This window comes from Urbifossiella limnaea, from assembly GCF_007747215.1.
In the GTDB taxonomy this organism is placed as follows: Bacteria; Planctomycetota; Planctomycetia; order Gemmatales; family Gemmataceae; genus Urbifossiella; species Urbifossiella limnaea.
The window spans coordinates 3,090,392-3,111,185 of record NZ_CP036273.1 but is presented as its reverse complement, the minus strand read 5'-3'; the positions used below and the strand labels follow the sequence as shown (position 1 = coordinate 3,111,185).

15 protein-coding genes are annotated in these 20,794 nt (G+C 70.7%); 5 read left to right on the top strand and 10 right to left on the bottom strand.

Annotation, left to right across the window (positions count from 1 at the left end):
- Positions 1-172: 172 nt before the first annotated feature.
- Both ETAA1_RS12695 and ETAA1_RS12690 read right to left on the bottom strand, forming a co-directional pair.
- Positions 173-2,443: a DUF11 domain-containing protein gene (locus tag ETAA1_RS12695; RefSeq protein ID WP_145238521.1), complete on the bottom strand. Its 2,271-nt coding sequence runs from the start codon at positions 2,441-2,443 to the stop codon at positions 173-175.
- Between the two features lie 46 nt (positions 2,444-2,489).
- Entirely contained in the window at positions 2,490-2,870 is a 381-nt protein-coding gene (locus ETAA1_RS12690) for a nucleotide pyrophosphohydrolase (protein ID WP_145238519.1), read from the bottom strand.
- A gap of 245 nt (positions 2,871-3,115) precedes the next feature.
- Here ETAA1_RS12690 and ETAA1_RS12685 point away from each other — a divergent pair, with 245 nt between their 5' ends.
- A complete protein-coding gene (locus ETAA1_RS12685; RefSeq protein WP_145238516.1) occupies positions 3,116-4,807 on the top strand; it encodes an SGNH/GDSL hydrolase family protein in 1,692 nt (563 codons plus the stop codon).
- Between the two features lie 57 nt (positions 4,808-4,864).
- Here the strand turns inward: ETAA1_RS12685 and ETAA1_RS12680 are convergent, their stop codons facing one another.
- From ETAA1_RS12680 to ETAA1_RS12670, 3 genes are all read right to left on the bottom strand, one after another.
- A complete protein-coding gene (locus ETAA1_RS12680; RefSeq protein ID WP_145238512.1) occupies positions 4,865-6,172 on the bottom strand; it encodes a DUF1552 domain-containing protein in 1,308 nt (435 codons plus the stop codon).
- A 29-nt stretch (positions 6,173-6,201) separates the two neighbouring features.
- On the bottom strand, positions 6,202-8,508 hold the full coding sequence (locus ETAA1_RS12675) for a DUF1592 domain-containing protein (protein ID WP_145238509.1): 2,307 nt from the start codon (positions 8,506-8,508) through the stop codon (positions 6,202-6,204).
- A 242-nt stretch (positions 8,509-8,750) separates the two neighbouring features.
- Positions 8,751-9,572 carry a CPBP family intramembrane glutamic endopeptidase gene (locus ETAA1_RS12670; protein WP_145238506.1) on the bottom strand — a complete coding sequence of 274 codons (822 nt, stop codon included), beginning with the start codon at positions 9,570-9,572 and terminating at the stop codon, positions 8,751-8,753.
- Positions 9,573-9,657: 85 nt separating this feature from the next.
- Here ETAA1_RS12670 and ETAA1_RS12665 point away from each other — a divergent pair, with 85 nt between their 5' ends.
- Positions 9,658-11,934, top strand: coding sequence for an FdhF/YdeP family oxidoreductase (locus ETAA1_RS12665; RefSeq protein ID WP_145238503.1), 2,277 nt, complete (start codon positions 9,658-9,660; stop codon positions 11,932-11,934).
- On the top strand, positions 11,931-12,770 hold the full coding sequence (gene fdhD / locus ETAA1_RS12660; protein WP_145238500.1) for a formate dehydrogenase accessory sulfurtransferase FdhD: 840 nt from the start codon (positions 11,931-11,933) through the stop codon (positions 12,768-12,770). Before ETAA1_RS12665 ends, fdhD begins: the two co-directional genes overlap by 4 nt.
- On the opposite strand, the gene ETAA1_RS12655 is transcribed toward fdhD, so the two are convergent.
- The gene (locus tag ETAA1_RS12655; RefSeq protein ID WP_145238497.1) at positions 12,713-13,930 is read right to left on the bottom strand and encodes a sulfatase-like hydrolase/transferase; all 1,218 of its coding nucleotides are present in this window, start codon (positions 13,928-13,930) and stop codon (positions 12,713-12,715) included. The genes fdhD and ETAA1_RS12655 overlap by 58 nt on opposite strands.
- A gap of 77 nt (positions 13,931-14,007) precedes the next feature.
- Between ETAA1_RS12655 and ETAA1_RS12650 the strand changes: the two genes are divergently transcribed.
- Both ETAA1_RS12650 and ETAA1_RS12645 read left to right on the top strand, forming a co-directional pair.
- Positions 14,008-15,813: an ABC transporter permease family protein gene (locus ETAA1_RS12650; RefSeq protein WP_145238494.1), complete on the top strand. Its 1,806-nt coding sequence runs from the start codon at positions 14,008-14,010 to the stop codon at positions 15,811-15,813.
- A gap of 39 nt (positions 15,814-15,852) precedes the next feature.
- A complete protein-coding gene (locus ETAA1_RS12645; protein ID WP_145238492.1) occupies positions 15,853-16,989 on the top strand; it encodes a C45 family autoproteolytic acyltransferase/hydolase in 1,137 nt (378 codons plus the stop codon).
- A gap of 1 nt (position 16,990) precedes the next feature.
- Here the strand turns inward: ETAA1_RS12645 and ETAA1_RS12640 are convergent, their stop codons facing one another.
- From ETAA1_RS12640 to ETAA1_RS12625, 4 genes are all read right to left on the bottom strand, one after another.
- Positions 16,991-18,556 (bottom strand): acyl-CoA carboxylase subunit beta, encoded by a 1,566-nt coding sequence (locus ETAA1_RS12640; protein WP_145238490.1) that lies wholly within the window; start codon positions 18,554-18,556, stop codon positions 16,991-16,993.
- 7 nt (positions 18,557-18,563) lie between these two features.
- Entirely contained in the window at positions 18,564-18,749 is a 186-nt protein-coding gene (locus ETAA1_RS12635) for a hypothetical protein (RefSeq protein ID WP_145238486.1), read from the bottom strand.
- Between the two features lie 64 nt (positions 18,750-18,813).
- Positions 18,814-19,857 carry an NAD-dependent epimerase/dehydratase family protein gene (locus ETAA1_RS12630; RefSeq protein WP_145238483.1) on the bottom strand — a complete coding sequence of 348 codons (1,044 nt, stop codon included), beginning with the start codon at positions 19,855-19,857 and terminating at the stop codon, positions 18,814-18,816.
- Between the two features lie 21 nt (positions 19,858-19,878).
- Positions 19,879-20,715, bottom strand: a complete 837-nt coding sequence (locus ETAA1_RS12625) for a class I SAM-dependent methyltransferase (RefSeq protein ID WP_202920850.1) — start codon at positions 20,713-20,715, stop codon at positions 19,879-19,881.
- Between the last annotated feature and the right edge of the window lie 79 nt (positions 20,716-20,794).

Below are 20,794 nucleotides of genomic sequence, written 5' to 3'. Positions count from 1 at the left end.
CCCCCGCCAACCCGCAACCCCGCCCCCCAGCGGAGGTGCGCTTCCGTACTGCTCTACGTCATGCGGTGACGCGTACGTCACCGGGTTCCCGAGAAGACAGGAGGCAGGACACGGGAGACAAGAAACCCTCGGATCATTCCGCCTGGTTCCTGTCCCCTGTCTCCTGTCCCCGTCACCGCTGCTCCATGTAGAACGTCGTGCTCTCTTCCTTGACCAGCGGCGCCCGCAGCTGGTCGGACGACAGCTGCACGCGGAACGGCAGGGCGCCCGCGGCGTTCGCCTTCACCCGCACGCGGTACACGTGGTCGGCCCGGGCGCCCAGGCTCGGGATCACCTCGAACGTCACCTGCTGGCCTTGCGCCCGCACCGCCGCGGCCTGGTTCGTCGCACCGGCGGTGGCGCCCATGAACTCGGTGCCGTCGGCGAGGACCGCCACCAGTTGCACGTTCTGGCACGGGCCGGTGCCGCGGTTCGAGACCTTGATCTCGTAGGTCGCCTCGCGACCGACCATCACCGGGTTCTCCAGCACGGTCACGTCGAAGCGAACGGCGGCGACACCCTCGGCGACGATTACCGACTCCGTTCGCGCCTCCAGCCCGCGGCCGGCCGGCCGCACGGCCACGCCGGAGGCCGTCGCCCCGGCCGGCGTGACCTCGCCCGGCACCGACTGGGCCACCGTCCGCAGCGGGCTACCGTCGGTCGCGGTCGTCGCCCGCAGCCGCAGCGTCACCTTCTTGTTCCCACCGGCCGGCAGGCCCGGCAGCCGCCACGACACCGTCCGGGCGTTCCCCGTCGCCACCGCCCCGCCGTCGCTGGCGCTGGCGAAGTCGAACCCGTCGGGCAGCACCGAGTGCAACTGAACCGGGTCCGTCGCCGCGGTGCCGGGGTTGGTCAGTTCAATCTCGAAGGTCGGGTCGGTGCCGCCGACCAGGCACTTGCCCGGCCCGGCCTGCCGGACCGCCAGCATCGGCTCGATGACGTTCATCGCCGCCTTCGCCGTCGCGTCCGGGCTGCCGTCCGCGGCGGTAACGATCTGCAGGCTCTGGAGGCCGGACTTGGCCGCACCGAGCTTCAGTTCGACGGTGCGCGTCTCGCCGGCCTTCACCATCGGCAGCTCGGCCTCGATCAGCCCGCCCTTCTGGGCCTGGGCGTGGTAGAGCCCGTCGGACAGCGTGGCCTGAACGAGCACGCGGTTGGCCGGGCCGGAGCCGCTGTTCGTGACGTTGATGACGAACCGGGCGTCGTCGCCGGCACGCGCCGACTCCGGCCCGCGGACCGTCGTGGTGAGCCGCGGCCGGGTTACGTGCGTGCGGCCGGACACGGCGGCGGAGAACGTCACCGTGGCGCGGGTACGGGCCTCGCCCTCGTCTCCGGCCTTCACCTTCACCGTGAAGTGCCGCTCCGCACCCGCGTCGAGTGAACCTAGCGACCACACGAGGCGGTCGCCGTTCAACTCACCCTGCGGCTCGCAACCGACGAAGCGGGCGCCGCCGGGCAGTTCGTTCTCAACGCGAACGTGGGCCACGGCCCCGCTGCCGCCGTTACGAACGATCAGCTTGTACTGGTACTCCTGGCCGAACGACACCGATTCGGGGCAGACGGTCTCGACCACGACCGAAGGTGTGGCCCGCGGCGGCAGGGCTGCGGCCGGCGTGGCGACCGGGGCAGCGGCCGGCGGCACGGCGACGGCAGGCGTCGGCCGCGGTGTAAAGGCCGGGTTCGTGGCCGGCGGTGCTACCGGTGTGATCGGGGGCGCGGTCGGTGCGGCACCGATGGGCGGCACCAGCGGCGTGGCGACCGGCGGCACGACGGCGGGTGCCGGCGGCACGACCGGGGCCGCCTGTCCGACCGGCGGTAGCGCCGCGGGAGCGGGAATCGGGAGGGGCGTCACCGGCGCCGCCACAGGTGGGACCAGCGGCGGGGCTGGCAGTGCGACCGGGGTCGGTACGACCGGCGGCGTGGCCGGGGCGCGGCCCACCGGCGGCACTACGGGCACCGGCGGCTTCGGGTCGTCGGTCGTCGGAAGCGGGCCGAACTTCGTCAGGTTCGGCTCGGCCGTTGACGGCGCGGTGCCGCCCTTGAAGTTCGGAATATTGAGATTCGGCGGCGGCAGGTCGAATCCGCTCGCGGGACGGACACCGTCGGCGCCAGCCATCACCGGCGTGGTGAGGCGGCCCTTGTTGCCCGCCTGCGACGACTGGAGGTAACCGGGGGGCGTCGGGAGCACGCCGCCGGCAGGCTGAACGCCGCTCTGCTTCGGCGTGAAGCCCCCGGGCGGGGCGGGCGTCGGCGACCACTCACCGAACGGCCGCACGGTGGTAGCCGGCTGCCCGGCGGGCGGCAGCTTGCCGGTCGGCGGCTGCTGGGCGGTAACCGTCCCGAAGGCGGCCAGCCCGACCGCGGCGGCCGACACCGCGGCGCGGAATAGGGTTCGAGAACGCACGGCCTGGTCCCCCTGGGCGAAAAAATCCCTGTCCCCGAGTGCCGCGTCAGCCCGCGGCCGGCGTGTCTCCCCCGGCCCCGCCGCCTTCCCCCGAAGGCGGCGGGGCCGGGTACTTGATCGCGTTTTTCGCCGTCTTCGCCCGCACCGCGTCGCTCAAGTCGATGCCCGTGTGGACGCTCAGCAGGAACAGGCAGTTGGCCACGTCCGCCATCTCGTCGGCCACCGCCTCGCGTAAGCCCGGGGCGTCGTCCAGCCGCCGCGACTCGTCGGCCGTCAGCCAGCGGAACACGGTACACAGCTCGCCGACCTCGCTGGCGAGGGCCATGACGAGATTCTTGGGCGAGTGGTACGGCTCCCACCCGCGGGCGTCGGCGAACCGGCGCATGTTCTCTTTGAGCGCCGCCACCGGGGTGGTCGCGTCCGACATTGCGGGCTGTCCGGGTTAATCGGCTTCTGCGGGGTCGCCGCCGTACAGTTTCCCCCTGCGGCGGCGACCCACGTTCAGGCCGGGGACCATACCGCGGCTGCGGGTCGTGTCAACGGCTTCCGGAGCGTTCGGGCGGATCGGCGCGACTGGAGGTAGCCCGACCGCGTGAAGCGGCGCAGACTACGGGGGACGGATCGCCCACGCGGCCAGGACGCGCCCATGCCTCACCCGGCCAGGACGCGCTCATGCCCCGTCCGCCGCTCACGGTCGAACTGCTCGAAGCTCGTGAGGTTCCCGCCGCCGCGTTCGAGACGCTGCCCGTCGTACCGGCCGACGACGCGGCGGTCATCGACTCCGTACGTGCGATCGCGCTGCGGGGGCAACTCGCCGGCCGCTCCACGACGTCACTGTTGGTCGCCGGGGACAGTAACTCGGCGACGATCGGCAGCTACTACAGCGGCTTCCTGGCCGGGTACGGCAAACCGTTCTACAACCCGGCCGGCCTCGCCGCCGTGCGGCCGGACCTGGTGGCCACCGTGACCGAGTTCCGCGCCGGCGGCTCGTTCGTGCGGCCGACGACGAGCGCGGTCCCGGGCTTTCGCGCGACAGACCTGGCGGCCACGATCCCCGGCGCGTTGGCGTCCTCGAACGTCGGCGTCGCCCTGGTGATGATCGGCACGAACGACCTGTTTTGGAATCAGGCCGAGGCGTACCGCGAGCAACTGCGCGCCATCGTTCGGACGCTCACCGCGGCGGGCGTCGTGCCGCTGCTGAGCACGATCCCGCCGAACACGTACAACGGCGGCGTGCTCGCGGGTCGCGTACTGGAGTTGAACCAGATCGTCGCCGACGTGGCGGACGAGTTCCGCGTGCCGGTGTGGAACCTGTGGCGCGGCGTCGCGTCGCTGCCCGGCGGCGGCCTGGCTCCGGACGGCGTTCACCTCGTCTACGAGGGCGACGGTGCCAGTGTGAACGGGGCGTCGCAGAACGTCCGCAACCTGGAGGCGCTCGACGTCCTGGCTTGGTTCCGCCGCGTGGTGACGGCCCCGGCCGACGTGCCGGCCGCGCGGGCCTGGTCACCACTGGCAAAACATGAAGCGGTGTTTGCCACCGGTCGGGACATCGGGCAGGCCGCAGTCGTAAACGTGTTCGACGCCGCCGGTCACGTGCGGAACGAGTACCTGGCGTTCGGCCCCGACTTCACCGGCGGCGTCCGCGTGGCGACGGCCGACGTGACCGGCGACGGCGTGCCCGACATAGTCGTCGGGGCGGGCCTGGGTGGGGCGCCGGCGGTGAAGGTGTTCAGCGGCGCGGACGGCTCAGAGGCGGCAAGTTTCTTCGCGTTCGAGTCGTCGTTCCGCGGCGGCGTCAACGTCGCGGCCTCGGACCTCGACGGCGACGGCGTCGCCGAGGTCGTAGCCGGCGCGGGTGAGGGCGGCGGCCCGGCGGTGGCCGTGTACCGCGGCGGCGACTTCGCCGAAGTGGCCCGCTTCTTCGCGTACGAGTCGTCGTTCCGCGGCGGCGTCAACGTCGCGGCGGGTGAGGTGGATGGCGTTGGCCCGGCGATCGTGACGGGGGCGGGGAACGGCGGCGGGCCGGTCGTGAAGGTGTACCGCCTGGGCGAGTCGCGGCCGGTGTTCAGCTACGCCGCATACGACGCCGGAGTGCGGACGGGCGTGTGGGTCGCGGTCGTGAACAGCGACGTGGCCACTGCCCCGGTTTCTGGGGCACCGCACGTCAAGCTGACGGACGCCGCGACGGGTGCGGAGCGGGCCAGTTTCTTCGCGCCGGTGGCAGGCGCGGTGCGACTCGGCGTGCTGCGTGAAGCGGCGGACGTGTTGCTGACGGCGGGGGCGGCGCGGACGTACCGCGGCGAGCAGGGCGACGTGTTCGGGCTCAACGACGCCGGGCGCAGCTACGGGGTGTATGTGGGCTGATGGTTTTCGCCGCCTGCGGCGTAGCACCGCGGTGCTACGCCGCAGGCGGCGGAAGAGTTAGCTCAGGTTCAGCGCACCCGCGCCGCAGAACTCGCCGCTGCCGAACCGCTCGACGCGGTGCCCGAACCCGTGGGCCAGGCTCATCAGCAGCCGATTGTGTGCGACGCGCGGGAACTTCAGTGACCGGCCCGTCTTGAAGTCGAGCCCGCCGCCGACGAGCAGGAACGGGATGTTGTCCAGCGTGTGCGAGTTCCCCTTCCCCAACTCGTTCGTCCACACGATGACGGTGTTGTCGAGCATGGTGCCGGTGCCGCCCGGCTCGGGGGTGTCGGCCAGCTTGCGGGCGAGGTAGGCCAGTTCCCCGGCGAACCACTTGTTGATCCGCGTCAGCTTGTCCACCGCCGCCTGGTTGGTGTCCGGCTCGTGGCTCAGCTCGTGGTGCCCCTCGGTGATGTCGAGCCACCGCATTCGCGCCATGCCCACGGAGTTCGTGTACTGGAGCGTGGCGACGCGGCTGAAGTCGGCCTTGAAGGCGTTCACCATCAGGTCGATCTGCATCCGGCTGATCTGCGGGATGCGGTCGTTGTCCTTCCGCACGCCGGGTTCGAGCCGCGGCACCTCGTGCCCGGCCGCGGCGCGGGCGGCCCGTAGCTCCTGCTCCATCTCACGGACGAACGTGGCGTGCTCGTCGAGGAGCCGGCGGTCGGCGGCGCCCACGGCCCCCGCGACGCGGTTCAAGTCGGCGCTGACGTCGTCGAGGACACTGCCGAGCAGCTCACGGTCCTTGGTGCGGCCGTAGAGCTTGTTGAACATCTGGTACGGGTCGTCGATCGGCGCCACCGGCTTGTTCGCGGCGGTGTACACCATCCGCGTCCACGTGTCGGCGCGGTCGGGGACCATGACGCCGAACTCGAGCGAGCCGAACCGCGTGCGGGTGGCGGCGTCACGCTGCAAGAACGTGCGGATTTCCTGATCGATGGAGTTGCCGCTGGCCCAGCCTGCGGGCGTGTGCGAGCCGCCCTGGATGTTGCCGGGGAAAAGCTCGACGCCGGTGAGCAAACAGCCGATGCCGCGCATGTGCGCGTCGCCGTCGCCGCGGACGCGGTCGCAGACGCCGTTCAGGATAAGTGTCTTGTCCTTGAACGGGGCGAGCGGCGTCAGCGACTCGGGGAGAGTGAAGTCGGCCCCTTCCTCTTTCGGCCAGAACGCGCCGGGGATGACGCCGTTCGGGCTGAACATCACGACGAGGCGCTGCTTGCGGCGCGTCTGGTTGGCGAACCCGAGGCCGGGCAGGTTCCCGACGAACGGGAGCGCGGCGGCGCCGACCCCGAGGTCGCGGAGGAAGTCGCGGCGCGAGTGGACCATCGGGGGCTCCGGGCTTGGGGCTGTGGTATTTATTGTTTCGGGGGAACGGGCGGCGGTAAAGCCGAAATCACGGCGGCCCGCACAATCAGCTTCCGGACGCTGAACCCGTCACGGCTCAGGGACGCGCCGAGTTCGTCGGGCGTGCGCGGGCCGTAGGCGCGGGTCGGCTGCTTCGCCAGGTGGTGGAACAGCTGCTCGGCGAAGGCCGTGTGAACCTCCGGGCTCGTCGCCAGGAAGCGTGCGAGCTCCCCGGGGCCCGCAAAGGTCACGTCGGCGCCGGCCCGGGTGTGATAGCTGCCGCTCGAATCGACTGCCTTGCCGGCGTCGCGGTCGCGGTGTCGGCCGATGGCGTCGAAATTCTCGAGCGTGAATCCGAGCGGGTTGATAACGCTGTGGCACGTCACGCACGCCGCGGGTCGCGTTTGCAGCGCGGTCCGCTCGCGGGTGGTGAGCGTCGGGTGGAGCTCGGCGGCGAACGGGGCGAAAGCGTCCTGCGGCGGCCGCAGCGTCAGTCCGAGTACGCCGCGGGCGATGAAGACGCCGCGGTGGATCGGGGCGCTGTCGCTGGTGTAGCCGAACGTGGCCATCAGGTACGGGTGCGTCAGCACGCCGAACCGCTTGCCGTCGTCGAGCCGCACCGGCCGGAAGCCCACGTCGTCGGCGGCAGTGCCCCCGTACAGCTTGGCAAGCCGAGCGTTCAGCGGCACGGTGTCTGTCAGGAATAGCTTGCGGAAGTCGCTCTCGGGGCTCCAGACGACATCGTCGAGGAACAGCTCCAGCGACGTGCGCAGGTCCGCGGCCGCGGCCTCGTCAAAGCCGGGGAAGCGGAGCGGGTTCTTGCTCACGTCGTGCGGCTGGTCCACGCGCAGCCACGTCAGCAGGAACTGGCGAATCTTGGCCCGCGCCCGTGGGTCGTTCAGCATCCGCTCGGCGTGGGCTTGCACCTGGCCCGGGGTCGCCAGCTGCCCCGCGGCGGCGGCCCGCAGTAGCTCGGCGTCGGGGCCGCTGTCCCACAGCGCGAACGCCAGCCGCGACGCGACTGCGTAGCCGTCGGTGGTGCCGCCGACCTCCCTGTACAGGAACCGCGGCGACTTCAGCACCAGTACGATGACGCGCTTCGCCGCCAGCTCGGCGTCCGGCGTACCGCCGAACTGCGAGTCGATGTAGAGCTTGGTTTCTTCCGTCGTCAGCGGCCGGCGGAAGGCCCGCTCGGCGAACTTGGCCGCGAACGCCTTCAGCTTCGCGGCGCGGTCGGGGGCGTCGTCGCGGGTGCCGGCCAGCTCGTTGAGCCGCGTCGCGAGGTACGAGACCGTTTCGAGCGCCGCCTCGGTCGCCGCCGCGTCCCACTCCTTCGACACGGTCGTGCCGCGTTCCCAGCCCAGGCTCCGATCGTCGGGCGGGAACGCGGTCGAAACTACGTAGCTCTCGGCCGTCCGCGCCGGCGATAGGTGCCGCGCCGGAATCACGGTCACGGCCCCGTGCGGGGGCTTCCAAAGCAGCGTCATCGACGCCGGCAGCAGCGGCGGGTTCGGGTTCTTCTTGGAGTCGTCGACACCCTGCTTGGCCTTCGAGAATTCGAGTCGGATCGGAACCGCCCGCCCGGCCAGCAGGTGCAGCGCGCCGCGGAACTCGGTGTCCTTCCCGGACTTCACCCAGGCGTCGATCAGGGGCGTGCGGGTGTCGTTGACGAACAGCTTGACCGCGTGCTCGGTGCGGACGACGAACTCGTAAACGCCCGACTCCGGGGGCACGACCGAGCCTTCCCAGCGGACTGCGAACGTGTGCGGGGCGTCGAACTTCTCGCCGGGCGCGGCCTTCCCCCAATCGAACTTCACCTCGGGGTCGATGCGGTCGATGACCTTCTTGTTCCCCTGGAAGTTGCGGGCGTTGTAGTACTCGCCCTTGAGCCCCTGCTTGCCGTCGAGCTTCGCGGCCGGGCGGAAGCCACCGACGACGTCGGCGACGGCGTTGCGGTACTGGCCGACGGTGAGGCGGGCGAGGTCGATGCGGGCCGGGCGAACGCGGGCTTGAGCCGTGGGCGAGTAGAAGGCGCCGTGGATGTACTCCGCGACGCGGGCCGACTCCGCGGCGTTCAGCTTGTCCGGGTCGTCCTCCGGCATCGTGTCGTCGATGACCTTGGCGAGTTGGGCCACCGACTTCTCGCCGGCCAGCGGCGCGATCGTCTTCTTGGCCCCCTGCCCGTCCTTGCCGTGGCAGCGGACGCAGTGCTCGACATACAGCTGCTCACCGCTCTTGGTCGCCTGCGCGACTGCGCCTGCGGGGCACGCCAGGAGCGCGACCAGGACCGCGAGGGTGTGGGAGGTGCGAAACGGCATCGTGCAGACGACCCGGAGGCGGGTGCGGGCGGGGAGGCTAGGGATAAGCATCGGCCACCAGTGAGTGGAAGTCAAGTCCGTCCATCTTGTTGGGAGGAGCAACCGAGGACAGACGTGAGCGGATCGGCGTCGTGACAGGGTTCCGGGGGCCGAGAATTCGGCCGGTTGCTTGACGCCACCAGAAACGTAATATACATTTGTACACTATTCAAGCGTGACGACCACATTTTTCTCCCTGCGCGTCAGAACAACATCCCCCGCCGCACCAGTACGGACGTGTCCATCCCCCAGGCCACGAGGATGTGCAGCCCAGCACCCGGCCACACCGACTTCGTTACCAGGCTGACCACACCGAGAGCCACGCCAGCGATGATCGACGCGAAGCACTCCGCGACCGGCTTGTGGAAGTGGATCATGCAGTACGGGATGACCATCAGGAACACCGAGTACGCGCCGAAGCGGTGCTTCGTGCCGTGGACCAGGAACCCGCGGAAGAAGAACTCCAGGCCGATGAACTGCAGCGCGTACGCCAGTTCCCAGCGGATCAGGCCCGCGTCCACGTCGGCCCGCGAGCCGACGCGGTAGAACGGGTACACTTCTTGAAACCGTGGAAGGGCCGAGCACAGGTACACCAGCGGCACCATGACCGCCGCGAACGCCAGGTACACCGGCCAGTCGGCGGCCACGCCGCGGACGCCGACGCCATAGTCGGTCAACCTCTCGCGGAACGCCAGCGTGACGACGAGACCCGGCAGCACGGCGTAGGTCGTGAACGCGCACAACGCGAACCACATCAGGCGGGCCGACTGCGACGACTCCCACCGGAACAGCGTGTCAATCACGCTATCGTCCGAGGCGCCGAGCCACCGCAGCGGCGCGATCAGGGTGCCGGGGCCGCTGTAGTAGTTCTGCACCACCAGGCTCACGGCCGCGACCACAACGACGGTGACCGTCTTGCCGTCGAACCCGGTCGCCGTCTGCCGGTAGGCGAGCGAGTCGGCCTCGACGCGGCGCAGCGGCCCGGCGAACCACCGCTCCCAGGCGCGAACCAGCCACGACGCCATCGCTATCCCTCGGGCCACCCGGCGAGTGTATCCGCCTCCGCCCGGACGGGCTACGATAACAGAACCCCTCCCTCCGGACCGACCGATGAGCGACCCGTCGCAGCCGAACCCGCCTCCCTACCCCAGCCCCGCAGCCGGGTTGGGGGCGCTGGTGTCGAGCCTCAAGCACGTCGTGCAGAACCGCGGCGTCGTGCGCAACTTGCGATCGCTACTCCGCGTCAACCAGCCCGACGGGTTCGACTGCCCCGGTTGCGCCTGGCCGGAGCCGAAGGACCCGTCGCGCGTCGGCGAGTACTGCGAGAACGGCGTGAAGGCGGTCACGTTCGAGACCACGGCCAAGCGAGTGACGCCCGAGTTCTTTGCGCGTCACACCGTCGGCTGGCTCCGCGGCCAGACGCACCACTGGCTCGAAAACCAGGGCCGCCTCACGCACCCGATGCGGTACAACCCCGCCACGGACCACTACGAACCGGTGACCTGGGCCGACGCCTTCGCGCTCGTCGGCGGCACCCTGCGCGGGCTCGACTCGCCCGACCGGGCCCTGTTCTACACGTCGGGCCGCACCAGCAACGAGGCGGCGTTCCTGTACCAACTCCTCGCCCGCCGGTTCGGCACGAACAACCTGCCGGACTGCTCGAACATGTGCCACGAGTCGAGCGGCACGGCCCTCGGCGAGCAACTCGGCGTCGGCAAAGGGACGGTGACGCTGGAGGACTTCGACCACGCCGACCTGATCCTGGTGATCGGCCAGAACCCCGGCACGAACCACCCGCGGATGCTGGCCGAGCTCCAGAAGGCGGCCGAGCGCGGGGCGAAGATCATGACCCTCAACCCGCTCCGGGAGCCGGGACTCGTGAGCTTCGTCCACCCCAAGCACCCGGTGCGGACGCTCCTGAACCGCGGCACGTCGCTGAGTACGCACTACTACCAGGTGCTCGTCGGCGGCGACCTGGCTGCCCTCACGGGCATCTGCGCCCACCTCCTGTACGCCGAGGCGGCCGACCCCGGCAAGGTGATCGACCACGACTTCATCCGCCATCACACCGACGGCTTCGAGGCGTTCGCCGCGCAGGTGAACGCCGCCGACTGGCCCACCATCGAGCGCGAGTCGGGACTGACGCGCGACCAACTCCGCGAGGCGGCCGAGGTGTACCGGCAGGGCAAGAAGGTGATCGCGTGCTGGGCGATGGGCCTGACGCAGCACAAGCACGCCGTCGCCACGATTCAGATGGTTGTGAACCTGCTGTTGATGCGGGGTAACGTCGGCCGGGAGGGGGCGGGGGTGTGCCCGGTGCGCGGCCACTCGAACGTGCAGGGCGACCGCACGATGGGGATCAACGAGAAGCCTCCGGCGGTGTTTCTGGACGGGTTGCAACGGGCGTTCGGCTTCGACCCGCCGCGCGGGCACGGGCACGACACCGTTGGCGCGATCAACGCGATGGCCGACGGTTCGGCGACCGTGTTCATCGGCATGGGCGGCAACTTCGCCGCCGCGACGCCGGACACCGAGTTCACTGAGGAGGCGCTGCGGAAGTGCGCCCTGACGGTCCACGTCAGCACGAAGCTGAACCGCAGCCACCTGTGCCCCGGGAAGGACGCGCTGATTCTGCCGTGCCTCGGCCGCAGCGAGCGTGACGTGCAGGCGACGGGCCCGCAGCGCGTGACCGTCGAGGACTCGATGAGCATGGTCCACGCCTCGGCCGGAAGCAACCCGCCGGCGTCCGAACACCTGCTGTCCGAAGTCGCGGTCGTGTGCGGCATCGCGGAAGCGACCTTCCCCGACGGCGCCGGCATCGACTGGGCCGGGTTCCGCGCCGACTACCGCCGCGTCCGCGAGAAGATCACCGCGACGTTGCCCCAACTGTTCGACGGCTACGAGGAGAAGTTGCAAACTCCCGGCGGCTTCTACCTCGGCAACGCGGCCCGCGAGCGGCGCTGGAACACGGCCACCGGCAAGGCGCGGTTCATGCCGCACCCCGTCCACCCGATGGCACTCCCGGCCGGGCAACTGCGGCTGATGACGATCCGCTCCCACGACCAGTTCAACACGACGGTGTACGACCTGCACGACCGCTACCGCGGCGTCCACGGCACCCGCATGGTGGTCTTTATCCACCCTGCCGACCTGGCCGAGCGCGGGCTCAAGGACGGCGACGCGATCGACTTGCACAGCCACACCATCGAGGACGGCCTGACGCGCACCGCCCGCGGCTTCCGGGCCGTAGCCTACGACATCCCCCGCGGCTGCGCCGCGGCTTACTTCCCCGAGACGAACGGCCTGGTGTCGAAGGACAGCTTCGCGCACCGCAGCCGGACGCCGCTGTCGAAATTCATCCCGATCACGATCGTGGCGGGAGCATGAGTGTGGGCGAGACGACCGACGTGCGTGTCACCCGCTTCCCCGGCGGCATCGCCGACGCCGATCGGCTGGCGACCGAGGAGCCGTTGGAAATTCGAGTGGACGGCGAACCCTTCGTCGTGACCATGCGGACGCCCGGCCACGACGCCGAGCTCGCCGCCGGGTTCTGCCTCACGGAAGGACTCATCGATCACCCCGACGAGTTGGAGCGCGCCGAGCCCTGCACCCTGTCCGACTACGGCAACGTGGTGAACGTCACGCTCGCCGGCCAAGCCGCCGTTCGCTGGCCCGCGCAGTGCAACGCGGCGCGGCGCGAGCTGTACCTCTCGAGCTCTTGCGGCCTGTGCGGCACACGCACCATCGACCGCATCCATCGCCGAATCCCGGACTTGGCTGGCGGTTTCGTGATGGGTCCCGACGTGCTCGTCGAGCTCCCGCGACTGCTCGCCGAAGCACAGGGCGTGTTCGCGGTCACCGGCGGGCTGCACGCCGCCGCGCTGTTCCACGCTGACGCTCGGGTGCGGCTCGTCCGCGAGGACGTGGGCCGGCACAACGCCGTGGACAAGGTGGTGGGGGCGTTGCTCTTGAGCGGCCAGTTGCCGGCGGGACCGGGCGTGCTGCTCGTGTCCGGCCGGGCGAGCTTCGAGTTGGTGCAAAAGGCGGGACGTGCCGGGATCGGCTTCCTCGCCGCGGTCGGGGCGCCGTCGAGCCTGGCCGCGGATGCCGCCCGGCGGTTCGGGATGACGCTGGTCGGGTTCCTGCGGGGCGGGCGGTTCAACGTCTACACCGGTGGCGAGCGGGTCGCCGAGTGCAGCCGCGCTTCCATCTCGTCCGCCTGATCCAGAAACGCTGCTCGCACGTCGTTCGCCTCCCAGCGGTCCTCGGGCTTCACGTACAGCTGCACCGGCCGCTCCTCGCCGTGCGGTTGCGGCCCCGGCAGAAGCAGCGTGCGGTCTGCGGTGTGGAGCGCCCACTCGCCGACGCCGTTCACGACCCAGCCCGAAACTGCCTCCGGCCGCACCCGCCCCTCCCCGCCGGAGGCCAGCGGGAGCAGGTCGAATCCGTCCCCAGGTTCGACGCGGGCGCCGAACAGCGACAGCAGCGTCGCCGTCAGGTCCGCCGGCTGCGTCAGCACCCCGACCCGCCGACCCGCCTCCTGCGCCCCGGGCAGTCGAAGCAGAAGCGGCACCTGCACCACGGTCTGATGGAGCCACGGCCGGTGCGGTCCGACCTGGCCGTGCTCGCCGAGGGGGTAGCCTCGGTCCGACGTGATCAGCCACGCGGCCGTGCGGTCGAGTCCGCGCGAGCGAAAGGCCTCGAACGCCCTGCCGAGTTCGTCGTCGAGCTTCGTGACGACCGCGGCGAAGGTGCGGTGCAGGAAGTCGAGCGCCGACGGGTCGGAGCGGTCGAACAGCCCGGTCGGCGGGTCGGCGAACGGCGACACCGGCTCGGCGTCGTCGGGCGCCTCGGTCTCGGCCCCGTCGTCGAGGTACGCATCGAAAACGTCCTGCGGCACGTCCCACGGCGGTACGCAGCGGTCCGTATCCACCCACAGCAGCCAGCGGCCGTCGGCGGGTAGGCGGTCCAGCACGCCGGGCAGCTCGCGGAGAAGGGCGTCGAGCGGGGAGGCGTCGTCGGCGTCGGGCCGGGCGTCGAACACTTCGGCCCAGCCGGCGTAGTAGGAGGGTGGGCCGTCGGTGTCGGGGTAGTTCGCGCGCACCAGCACCGTGCGGACGCCGGCCTCGGCGAGTGTTTCCAGTAGTACAGGGCGAGCCTCGGGCGTCAGCCCTGTGTTCCCGTCCATCGGCGGCACCTGTTGCCGCCCGCTCAGCCAGGCCCGGCCGGCGGCGTCCGGGTCGGGGCAGTCGGACAGGTGGCGGTCGAAGGTGACGCCCTCGGCCGCGAGGCGGTCGAGGGTGGGGGTGACGACCCACTCGTTGCCGTAGGGGCCGAGCCACCAAGCCGGCAGGCCGCGGGCGGCGAACACGATCACACTCATGCCGTCCGATTCTACCGGGTCGCCGCCGGCGCGGCGGGGAATACGCTGAACCTGAACCCGCCGCGAAAGGACCGCCCTTGCTCGGCCCGATCTTCAACCGCGAGTTGGTGACCGTCCCGCGCCGGTCCGGCCACTACGCTGGCCGCGCCGCCGTGGTCGGCCTCCTCGCCATCCTCGGCGTCACCACCTGGCAGGCCACGGTCGGTTTCGCCCGCGACGCCACCCTCGGCGAGACGGCCGCGTTCGGGCTGCTCCTGTTCCAGATCGTCGTCTTCGTGCAGCTGCTGCTGACGATCTTCTTCGCCGCGCTGTCCGCGGCCAGCGCCGTGTCGCAGGAGAAGGACCGCCGCACGTTCGTGCTCCTGCTCATCACCGACATGCGCGACTACGAGATCGTGCTCGGCAAGCTGCTCGGGGCGCTGCTGCCGATCAGCGTGCAGTTGCTCGTGACGGCGCCGGTACTCGCGCTGTTCCTGTTACTCGGCGGCATCGATCCCGAGCAGGTTGTGCAGGCGGTGCTGGTGCTGGCGGCGTCGGCGGTCGCGGCCGGGTCGCTCGGCGGGCTCGTCGCGCTCTGGCGGGAACGTACCTTCCAGGCGCTGGCGCTCGCGGTGCTGTTCCTGGTTCTGTACGTGAGTGCGGCCCAGGCCGTCGGCGTGATCGTGACCCCCGCGGCGCAGGCGTGGCTCGACCCGTTCGCGGCGATGCAGTCCGTCCTGGAAGCGGCTCCGACGGCCGGCCTCGCCCCGGCCTACGGGTTCGTGCTCGTGATGCTCGGCTGGGCGGTTCTACTCAACGGCGTGGGCATCGCCCGGCTGCGGGCGTGGAACCCGAGCGGCGAGCCGATCATGCAGCGCGAGGGGCCAGGCGTCGCGGCCGCGGCGAACGAGACGGAGGAGATCGAGAAGCGGGCGAAGGCCCACGCCGCACCCGGGGCGGCGCGCGAGGTGTGGCCCAACCCGGTGCTGTGGCGCGAGATCCGCACGCTGGCCTACGGCCGCCGGCCGCTGCTCGTGAAGCTGGCCTTCGGCGTTGCCCTGGCCGCAATCCTGTACTTCGCCGTCAGCGAGTTACAGCGTCCCGGCGGCCGGCCGTCGTTCGCCGCCGCGTACGGCCTCGTCCCCGTAGCGGTGCTGAGCCTACTCCTCGTGTCCGCCCAGGCGGTAACGGCGGTCACGTCCGAGCGGGACGGCGGGGCGCTGGACGTGCTCCTCGTCACCGACATCTCGCCGAACGAGTTCGTGTTCGGGAAGCTGCTCGGCGTCGCGTACAACACGAAGGAATATCTCCTCCCACCGTTCCTGCTGTCGGTCTATTACGCCGCCATGGGGGCGCTCACACGCACGCCCGCGGACGTGGGCGCGGGCACGGCGTTCGCCATCAACTTCGGCCCCTTGCTGGCTGTGCTGGTGGCACTGGCCGTACTACTGGCCTTCGCCATGATGCTCGGCCTCCACGTCGCCCTGCGTGTGACCGCCAGCCGGCTGGCAATCGTGCAGACGCTCGGCACCGTGTTCTTCCTGTCGGTCGGCACGCTCATCAGCATCTACCTCATCGTCATCAACGGCGGCAGCTTCGGCAGCCAGTGGGTGAGCTTCGTGTCGTTCCTGGTGCTCGGGATCGGCGGCCTCATGTACGTGCTCAACGCCGACCGCCCCTCCTGGGCGCTCAGCCTCGCGGCGACGGCGTGTCCGTTGGCGATGTTCTTCTGCGTCGTAAACATCCTCATCGCGAAGCCCGGCACGGAGGAGTCGGCCGACCCGCTCGGGCCGTTTGTGGTGCTCGGCGGGGCGTTCGGGTTCGCCATCGCGGCGATGTTGGTGCCGCTGCTCAGCGAGTTCGACGTGGCCCTGGGCCGGACGACCCTGCTGGCCGATGAATGATACCGTGTGAAGCCGACCGGCCGTGTTTCCGGAGCCGACATGACTCGCCGCCTGCTCGCGCTCGTCGCAATCCTTCTGCTCGCCCCGGTCGCCCGCGCGCAGGACGTGAAGCGCTTCCCTTCCGGGAAACACGGCGCCGGCGAGCTGCGCTACGTCGAGGGGGTCCCCGTGCTGACCGTCCGCGGGAGCCCCGCCGAGATGGGTGAGCAGTTCGGCGCGCTCGCGGTGAAGCCGGCGCCCGACCTGGACGGCCTCATCCACCGCTTCCTGGAAGACACCGGGCAGAAGGGCCGCTACCCGCTCGTGCTGGCGATGGGCACGCGACTGTTACCCGGCTTCCCGACGCACCACCGCACCGAGATGGAGGCCTGTGCGAAGGCCGGGAACAGTGACCTTGGCCGGCACGTCTTCGCCAACACGGTTGCGGACCTGTCCAGCGGCATGGGCTGCTCCACGATCGTCGTCGAGCCCGAGCGGAGCAAGACGGGCACGCCGCTGTTCGGCCGCAACTTCGACTGGACGCCGACCCGCGGCATCACCGAGCACACGCTCGTGGCCGTGTACCGCGGCACCGGCAAGCGGGCGTTCGCGGCCGTGACCGTCAGCCCCATCAGCGGCGTCGTCAGCGGCATGAACGACGCCGGGCTGTGCCTGACGGTGAACGAGATTCACCTGCGCCGGTCGAAGGACCAGGCCGCGTTCAACTGGAAGGGGACGCCGATGTTGCTGGCCTTCCGACGGGTCCTGGAGGAGTGCAAGACCGTCGCCGAGGCCGAGACGGTGCTACGCGCTATGGAGCGCACGACCAGCTGCTGCCTGACACTCTGCGACGTGAGCGGCGGCGCGGTGTTCGAAATCACCCCGAAGACGCTGGCCGTGCGACCGGCCGAGAACGGCGTGTGCTGCTGCACGAACCACTTCCGCACCGACGACCTGAGCGTCGGCAATAAGTGCTGGCGGTTCGACAAGCTGGCCCCGCTCTACACCGCGGAGGCGAAGCTCGGGGTGACCGACGTGTTCGCCCGGCTCGACGAGGTGAACCAGGGGAAGGCGACGCTGCAAAGTATGGTGTTCGAGCCGCGGGCGCGGGTGCTCCACTTCGCCCACGGCGAGGGGCCAGCGACGAAGCTACGCCCCGTGCGGCTGGAGTTGGGGAAGCTGTTCGACGAGAAGTGAATCACACCTGCAAGACACCCGTCTTGAACGCCCGCCCGTCGTCGTGACGGGTGGCGATTTCCAGCGCCGTCAGCAGCGCCGCCCGCGTGTCCTCGGGGCAGATCACCGCGTCCACCCACAACCGGGCCGCGGCGTACCGGATGTCCGTTTGGGCCTCGTAGCTCGCTTTCACCTTGTCGCGCAAGGCCGCCAGCTCGGCCGCGTCCGGCTCCTTTCCCGCGCGCTTGAGCGCCTGCACCTGCACGTCGAGGAGCGTGGACGCGGCCTGATCGCCGCCCATCACGGCGTAGCGCGCGGTCGGCCACGCCAGCATGAGCCGCGGGTCGAACGCCTTGCCGCACAGGGCGTAGTTGCCGGCTCCGAACGAGCCGCCCGTGATCAGCGTCACTTTCGGGACGACGCTGTTGGAGATGACGTTGACCAGTTTCGCACCCGCGCGGATGATGCCGGCCTGCTCGCTCTCGCGGCCCACCATGAAGCCATTGACGTTCTGCACGAACAACAGCGGCACTCGAAGTTGGTTGCAGTCCATGACGAACCGCGCCGCCTTGTCGGCCGAATCGACGTAGATGACGCCGCCGAACTGCCACGCCCCGTCGGCCGGCTTCACCCGCTTCTTCTGGTTGGCGACAACCCCGACCGGCCGGCCGCCGATCCGGCCGAAGCCGCACACGAGGCTCTGACCGTAGTCGGCCTTGTACTCGTCGAACCGAGCGTCGGCGTCGAGCAGCAGGGCGAGCAAGGCTCGCACGTCGTACTCGCCGCCGGAGGTGAAAGGGGTGAAGTCCGCGGAAGCAGGCCCGACGGCCGCGCTCGGTGGGTGTTGCTCACCTGGTAGCAGCCCGATCAGCCGTTTGAGCCGCTCGATGCACGCCTCGTCGTCCTTCTCGCGGAAGTCGATCGTGCCGCTGACGGCGGCGTGCATCGCGGCCCCGCCGAGCGACTCGTGATCGACCACCTGGCCGATCGCCGCCTTCACCAGCGCCGGGCCCGCGAGGTACAGGCCGCTCCCCTCCGTCATCAAGAGCGTGTCGCAGAGTACGGGCAGGTAGCCGCCGCCGGCGACGCAGTTCCCCATAATCGCGGCCAACTGCGGCACCCCGGCCGCGGATATGACGGCGTTGTTGCGGAAGATGCGGCCGAAGTCGTCTTCGTCCGGGAAAACCTCGTCCTGGAGCGGTAGGAACACGCCCGCGGAATCGACGAGGTACACCAGGGGCAGTCGGTTCTCCAACGCCACTCGCTGGGCGCGGAGCACCTTCTTGGCCGTGATCGGGAAGAACGCCCCGGCCTTTACCGTTGCGTCGTTGGCGATCACCAGCACACGCCGGCCGGACACCGTGCCAATGCCGGTGACGACGCCACCGGACGGGGCGCCGCCCCACTCGGCGTACATGCCCCAGCCGGCCCACAGGCCGAGCTCGAAAAACGGTTCGTCGAGCAGCTTGGCGATCCGCTCGCGGGCGGTGAGGCGGCCCTTCTCGTGCTGGCGGGCGATGGCCTTCGACCCGCCGCCGAGGCGGATCGCGGCTTCGTCCGCGGCCAGGTCAAACGGTGCGCTGCTCATGCCGCGATTATACCCGGGGGAGTCGGTCCGGGACTTCTTGCGCGGCGGAGCTGTACGCCTTCAGCACTGCCGCGAACCAGCCCGGCCGCGGGTCGGCTGCGAGGCGGGCGGCGGCAACCTCGGGGACGTGGATTCGCCGCTCAAGGGTGATGACGGTAGCGGTCCGGCAGAAGTGGAGCCAGTCGAGCAGCAACCTCCGGCCGCGGGGCAGGCCGAGCGACCGCGGGGCGACCCCATGCCCGCGTCTCCGGGGCGGCTCAGGCCGCGGGCCGGAGCCAGAGTCGGTTCAGCCCGCGCGGGGCGACCCGGGTCCGGGCGGCGTGCCACGCGAAGGCGTCGGCCAGGGAATCCGCCAGCGGGCGCGACCGGTAGCCCAGCTCGGCCGCCGCCCGCGCCGACGACGCGAACCAGCAGCGGGTGTTCATCCGCACCATCTCGAACGACGGGAACGGCTCGCGGCCCGTGAGGCGGTGATGCACCTCGGCGCCCGCCGCCAACGTCCGCATCCATTGCGTGATCAGCACCGGCCCGAGCCGCGGGAGGAACCGCCGTCGCAGCCCGGCGGCTTCGGCCAGCGCGGCGAACAGCACGGGGGTGCGGACGTTCTCGCCGCCGAGGACGTAGCGGCGACCGGTCGCCCCTCGTTCGGCCGCCAACAGGTGCCCGCGAGCCACGTCGCGCACGTCCACGGCGTTGATCCCGCCGGGCGGGGCGAACGGCAAGTGGCCGCGCCAGTAGTGCAGGCACAGGTCACCCATCACCGACGGGCCGGGGTCGTCGGGGCCGAACAGGTAGCCCGGGTTCACGACGACCACGTCGCGCCCGGTCGCGGCGAGCGCCACGTCCTCGGCAGCCCGCTTGGCGCGGACGTACTCGACGCCCACGTCTTCGCCGTCGGTGCAACCTTCCGTCAGTACGGCGCCACGGGTGGCACCCAGGGTAACGACGCTGGACGTGAGGACGAGCCGCGCACCGGGTGGTAGAGCGTCGAGGGCGGTGCGGATGACGGCCGTGTGGGCGCCCATCGACCGGGCCTTCGCGCCGCCGACGCCCACCGGGCCCGCGGTCACGAACACGACCATGCCGCCGTCTAGTACGCGGCGCACGGCGTCGGGGTCGGTGGCGTCGCCGGTCACTTCCTCGACGCCGAAAATCTCGAGCGGTGCCCCGCCGAGCGACAGGGTCCGGACGGTCGCGCCCTGCTCGACGAGTTGGCGGACGAGGTGCCGGCCGAGGAAGCCGTTGCCGCCGAGGACGCGGACCTGCCGGCCCGCCCAGAACTCACTGGTCCAGTCGTTCATCACTCCGGCCACCGGGGCAAGCTACTTCCGCATCCAGATGATCGCCGACTCGCGCAGCTCGGGTTCGGGCTTCGGAACCGGAGTGCCGAACAACTGCTGCCCGTCCTCCGCACACGTCCCCTTCAGCAGCGCCCTCAGGGCCTTGCGGGCGAACCGCAGGGAGGTGGCGATGCGGCCCGGAAACGGTGCCGCCCGCGAGGCGGCGGGGCGGGCGTCCAGGTCGGCGACCAGTACCGGCGTCGGTTCGAGGTCGCGGGAGTAGACGCGGAACGACCGGAACCCGACGCCACGCGCGACGTCGATGACGTGCCGCGGGGGCATGTCCTTCTCTGTGACGCCGTACCTGGCCACGTATTCGAGCGTGGGGGCGGAGGTGGCGTGCCCCTCGCCGGGTTCCACGGCGAGGCACACGCCGCCCGGCTTCAGCGCGGCGGACACGCCCGCGAGGGCCGCCCGCTCGTCCTCGGCGTGGTGGAGGGCGTCGTAGAACAGCGCGGCGTCGAACTCGTCCCGGTACGTCATCGATTCGTAATCCGTGACGGCGAACTCGGCCGTCGTCACCCCGTACCGCGCCGCGTTCCGCCGGGCCAGCTCGATGGCGTCGCCACAGATGTCCTGACCGACAACGTGGTACCCGCGGAGCGCCAGGAATACCGTCGTCCAGCCCATCCCGACCCCGAGGTCGAGGACTCGCGCCGGCGGCGGGGGCAGGAGGGTGAGCACCCTGCCGAGTTCGACGAGGTAGCGCGGGCAGTCGTCGTGCGAGAAGGGCTTGTCCAGCATGAAGCGGGTGCCGGCCTGGGCATCGACACCCGCGAAGAACCGCTCGATCTGGGCGACTTCACCTGCCTTGGGCATGACGGGTTCTCGGCGGCCAGTGGAGGCTCGACCGCCGGAATTACCCATTCTTCGGTCCCGAGGTCAACCCGAACTCCCC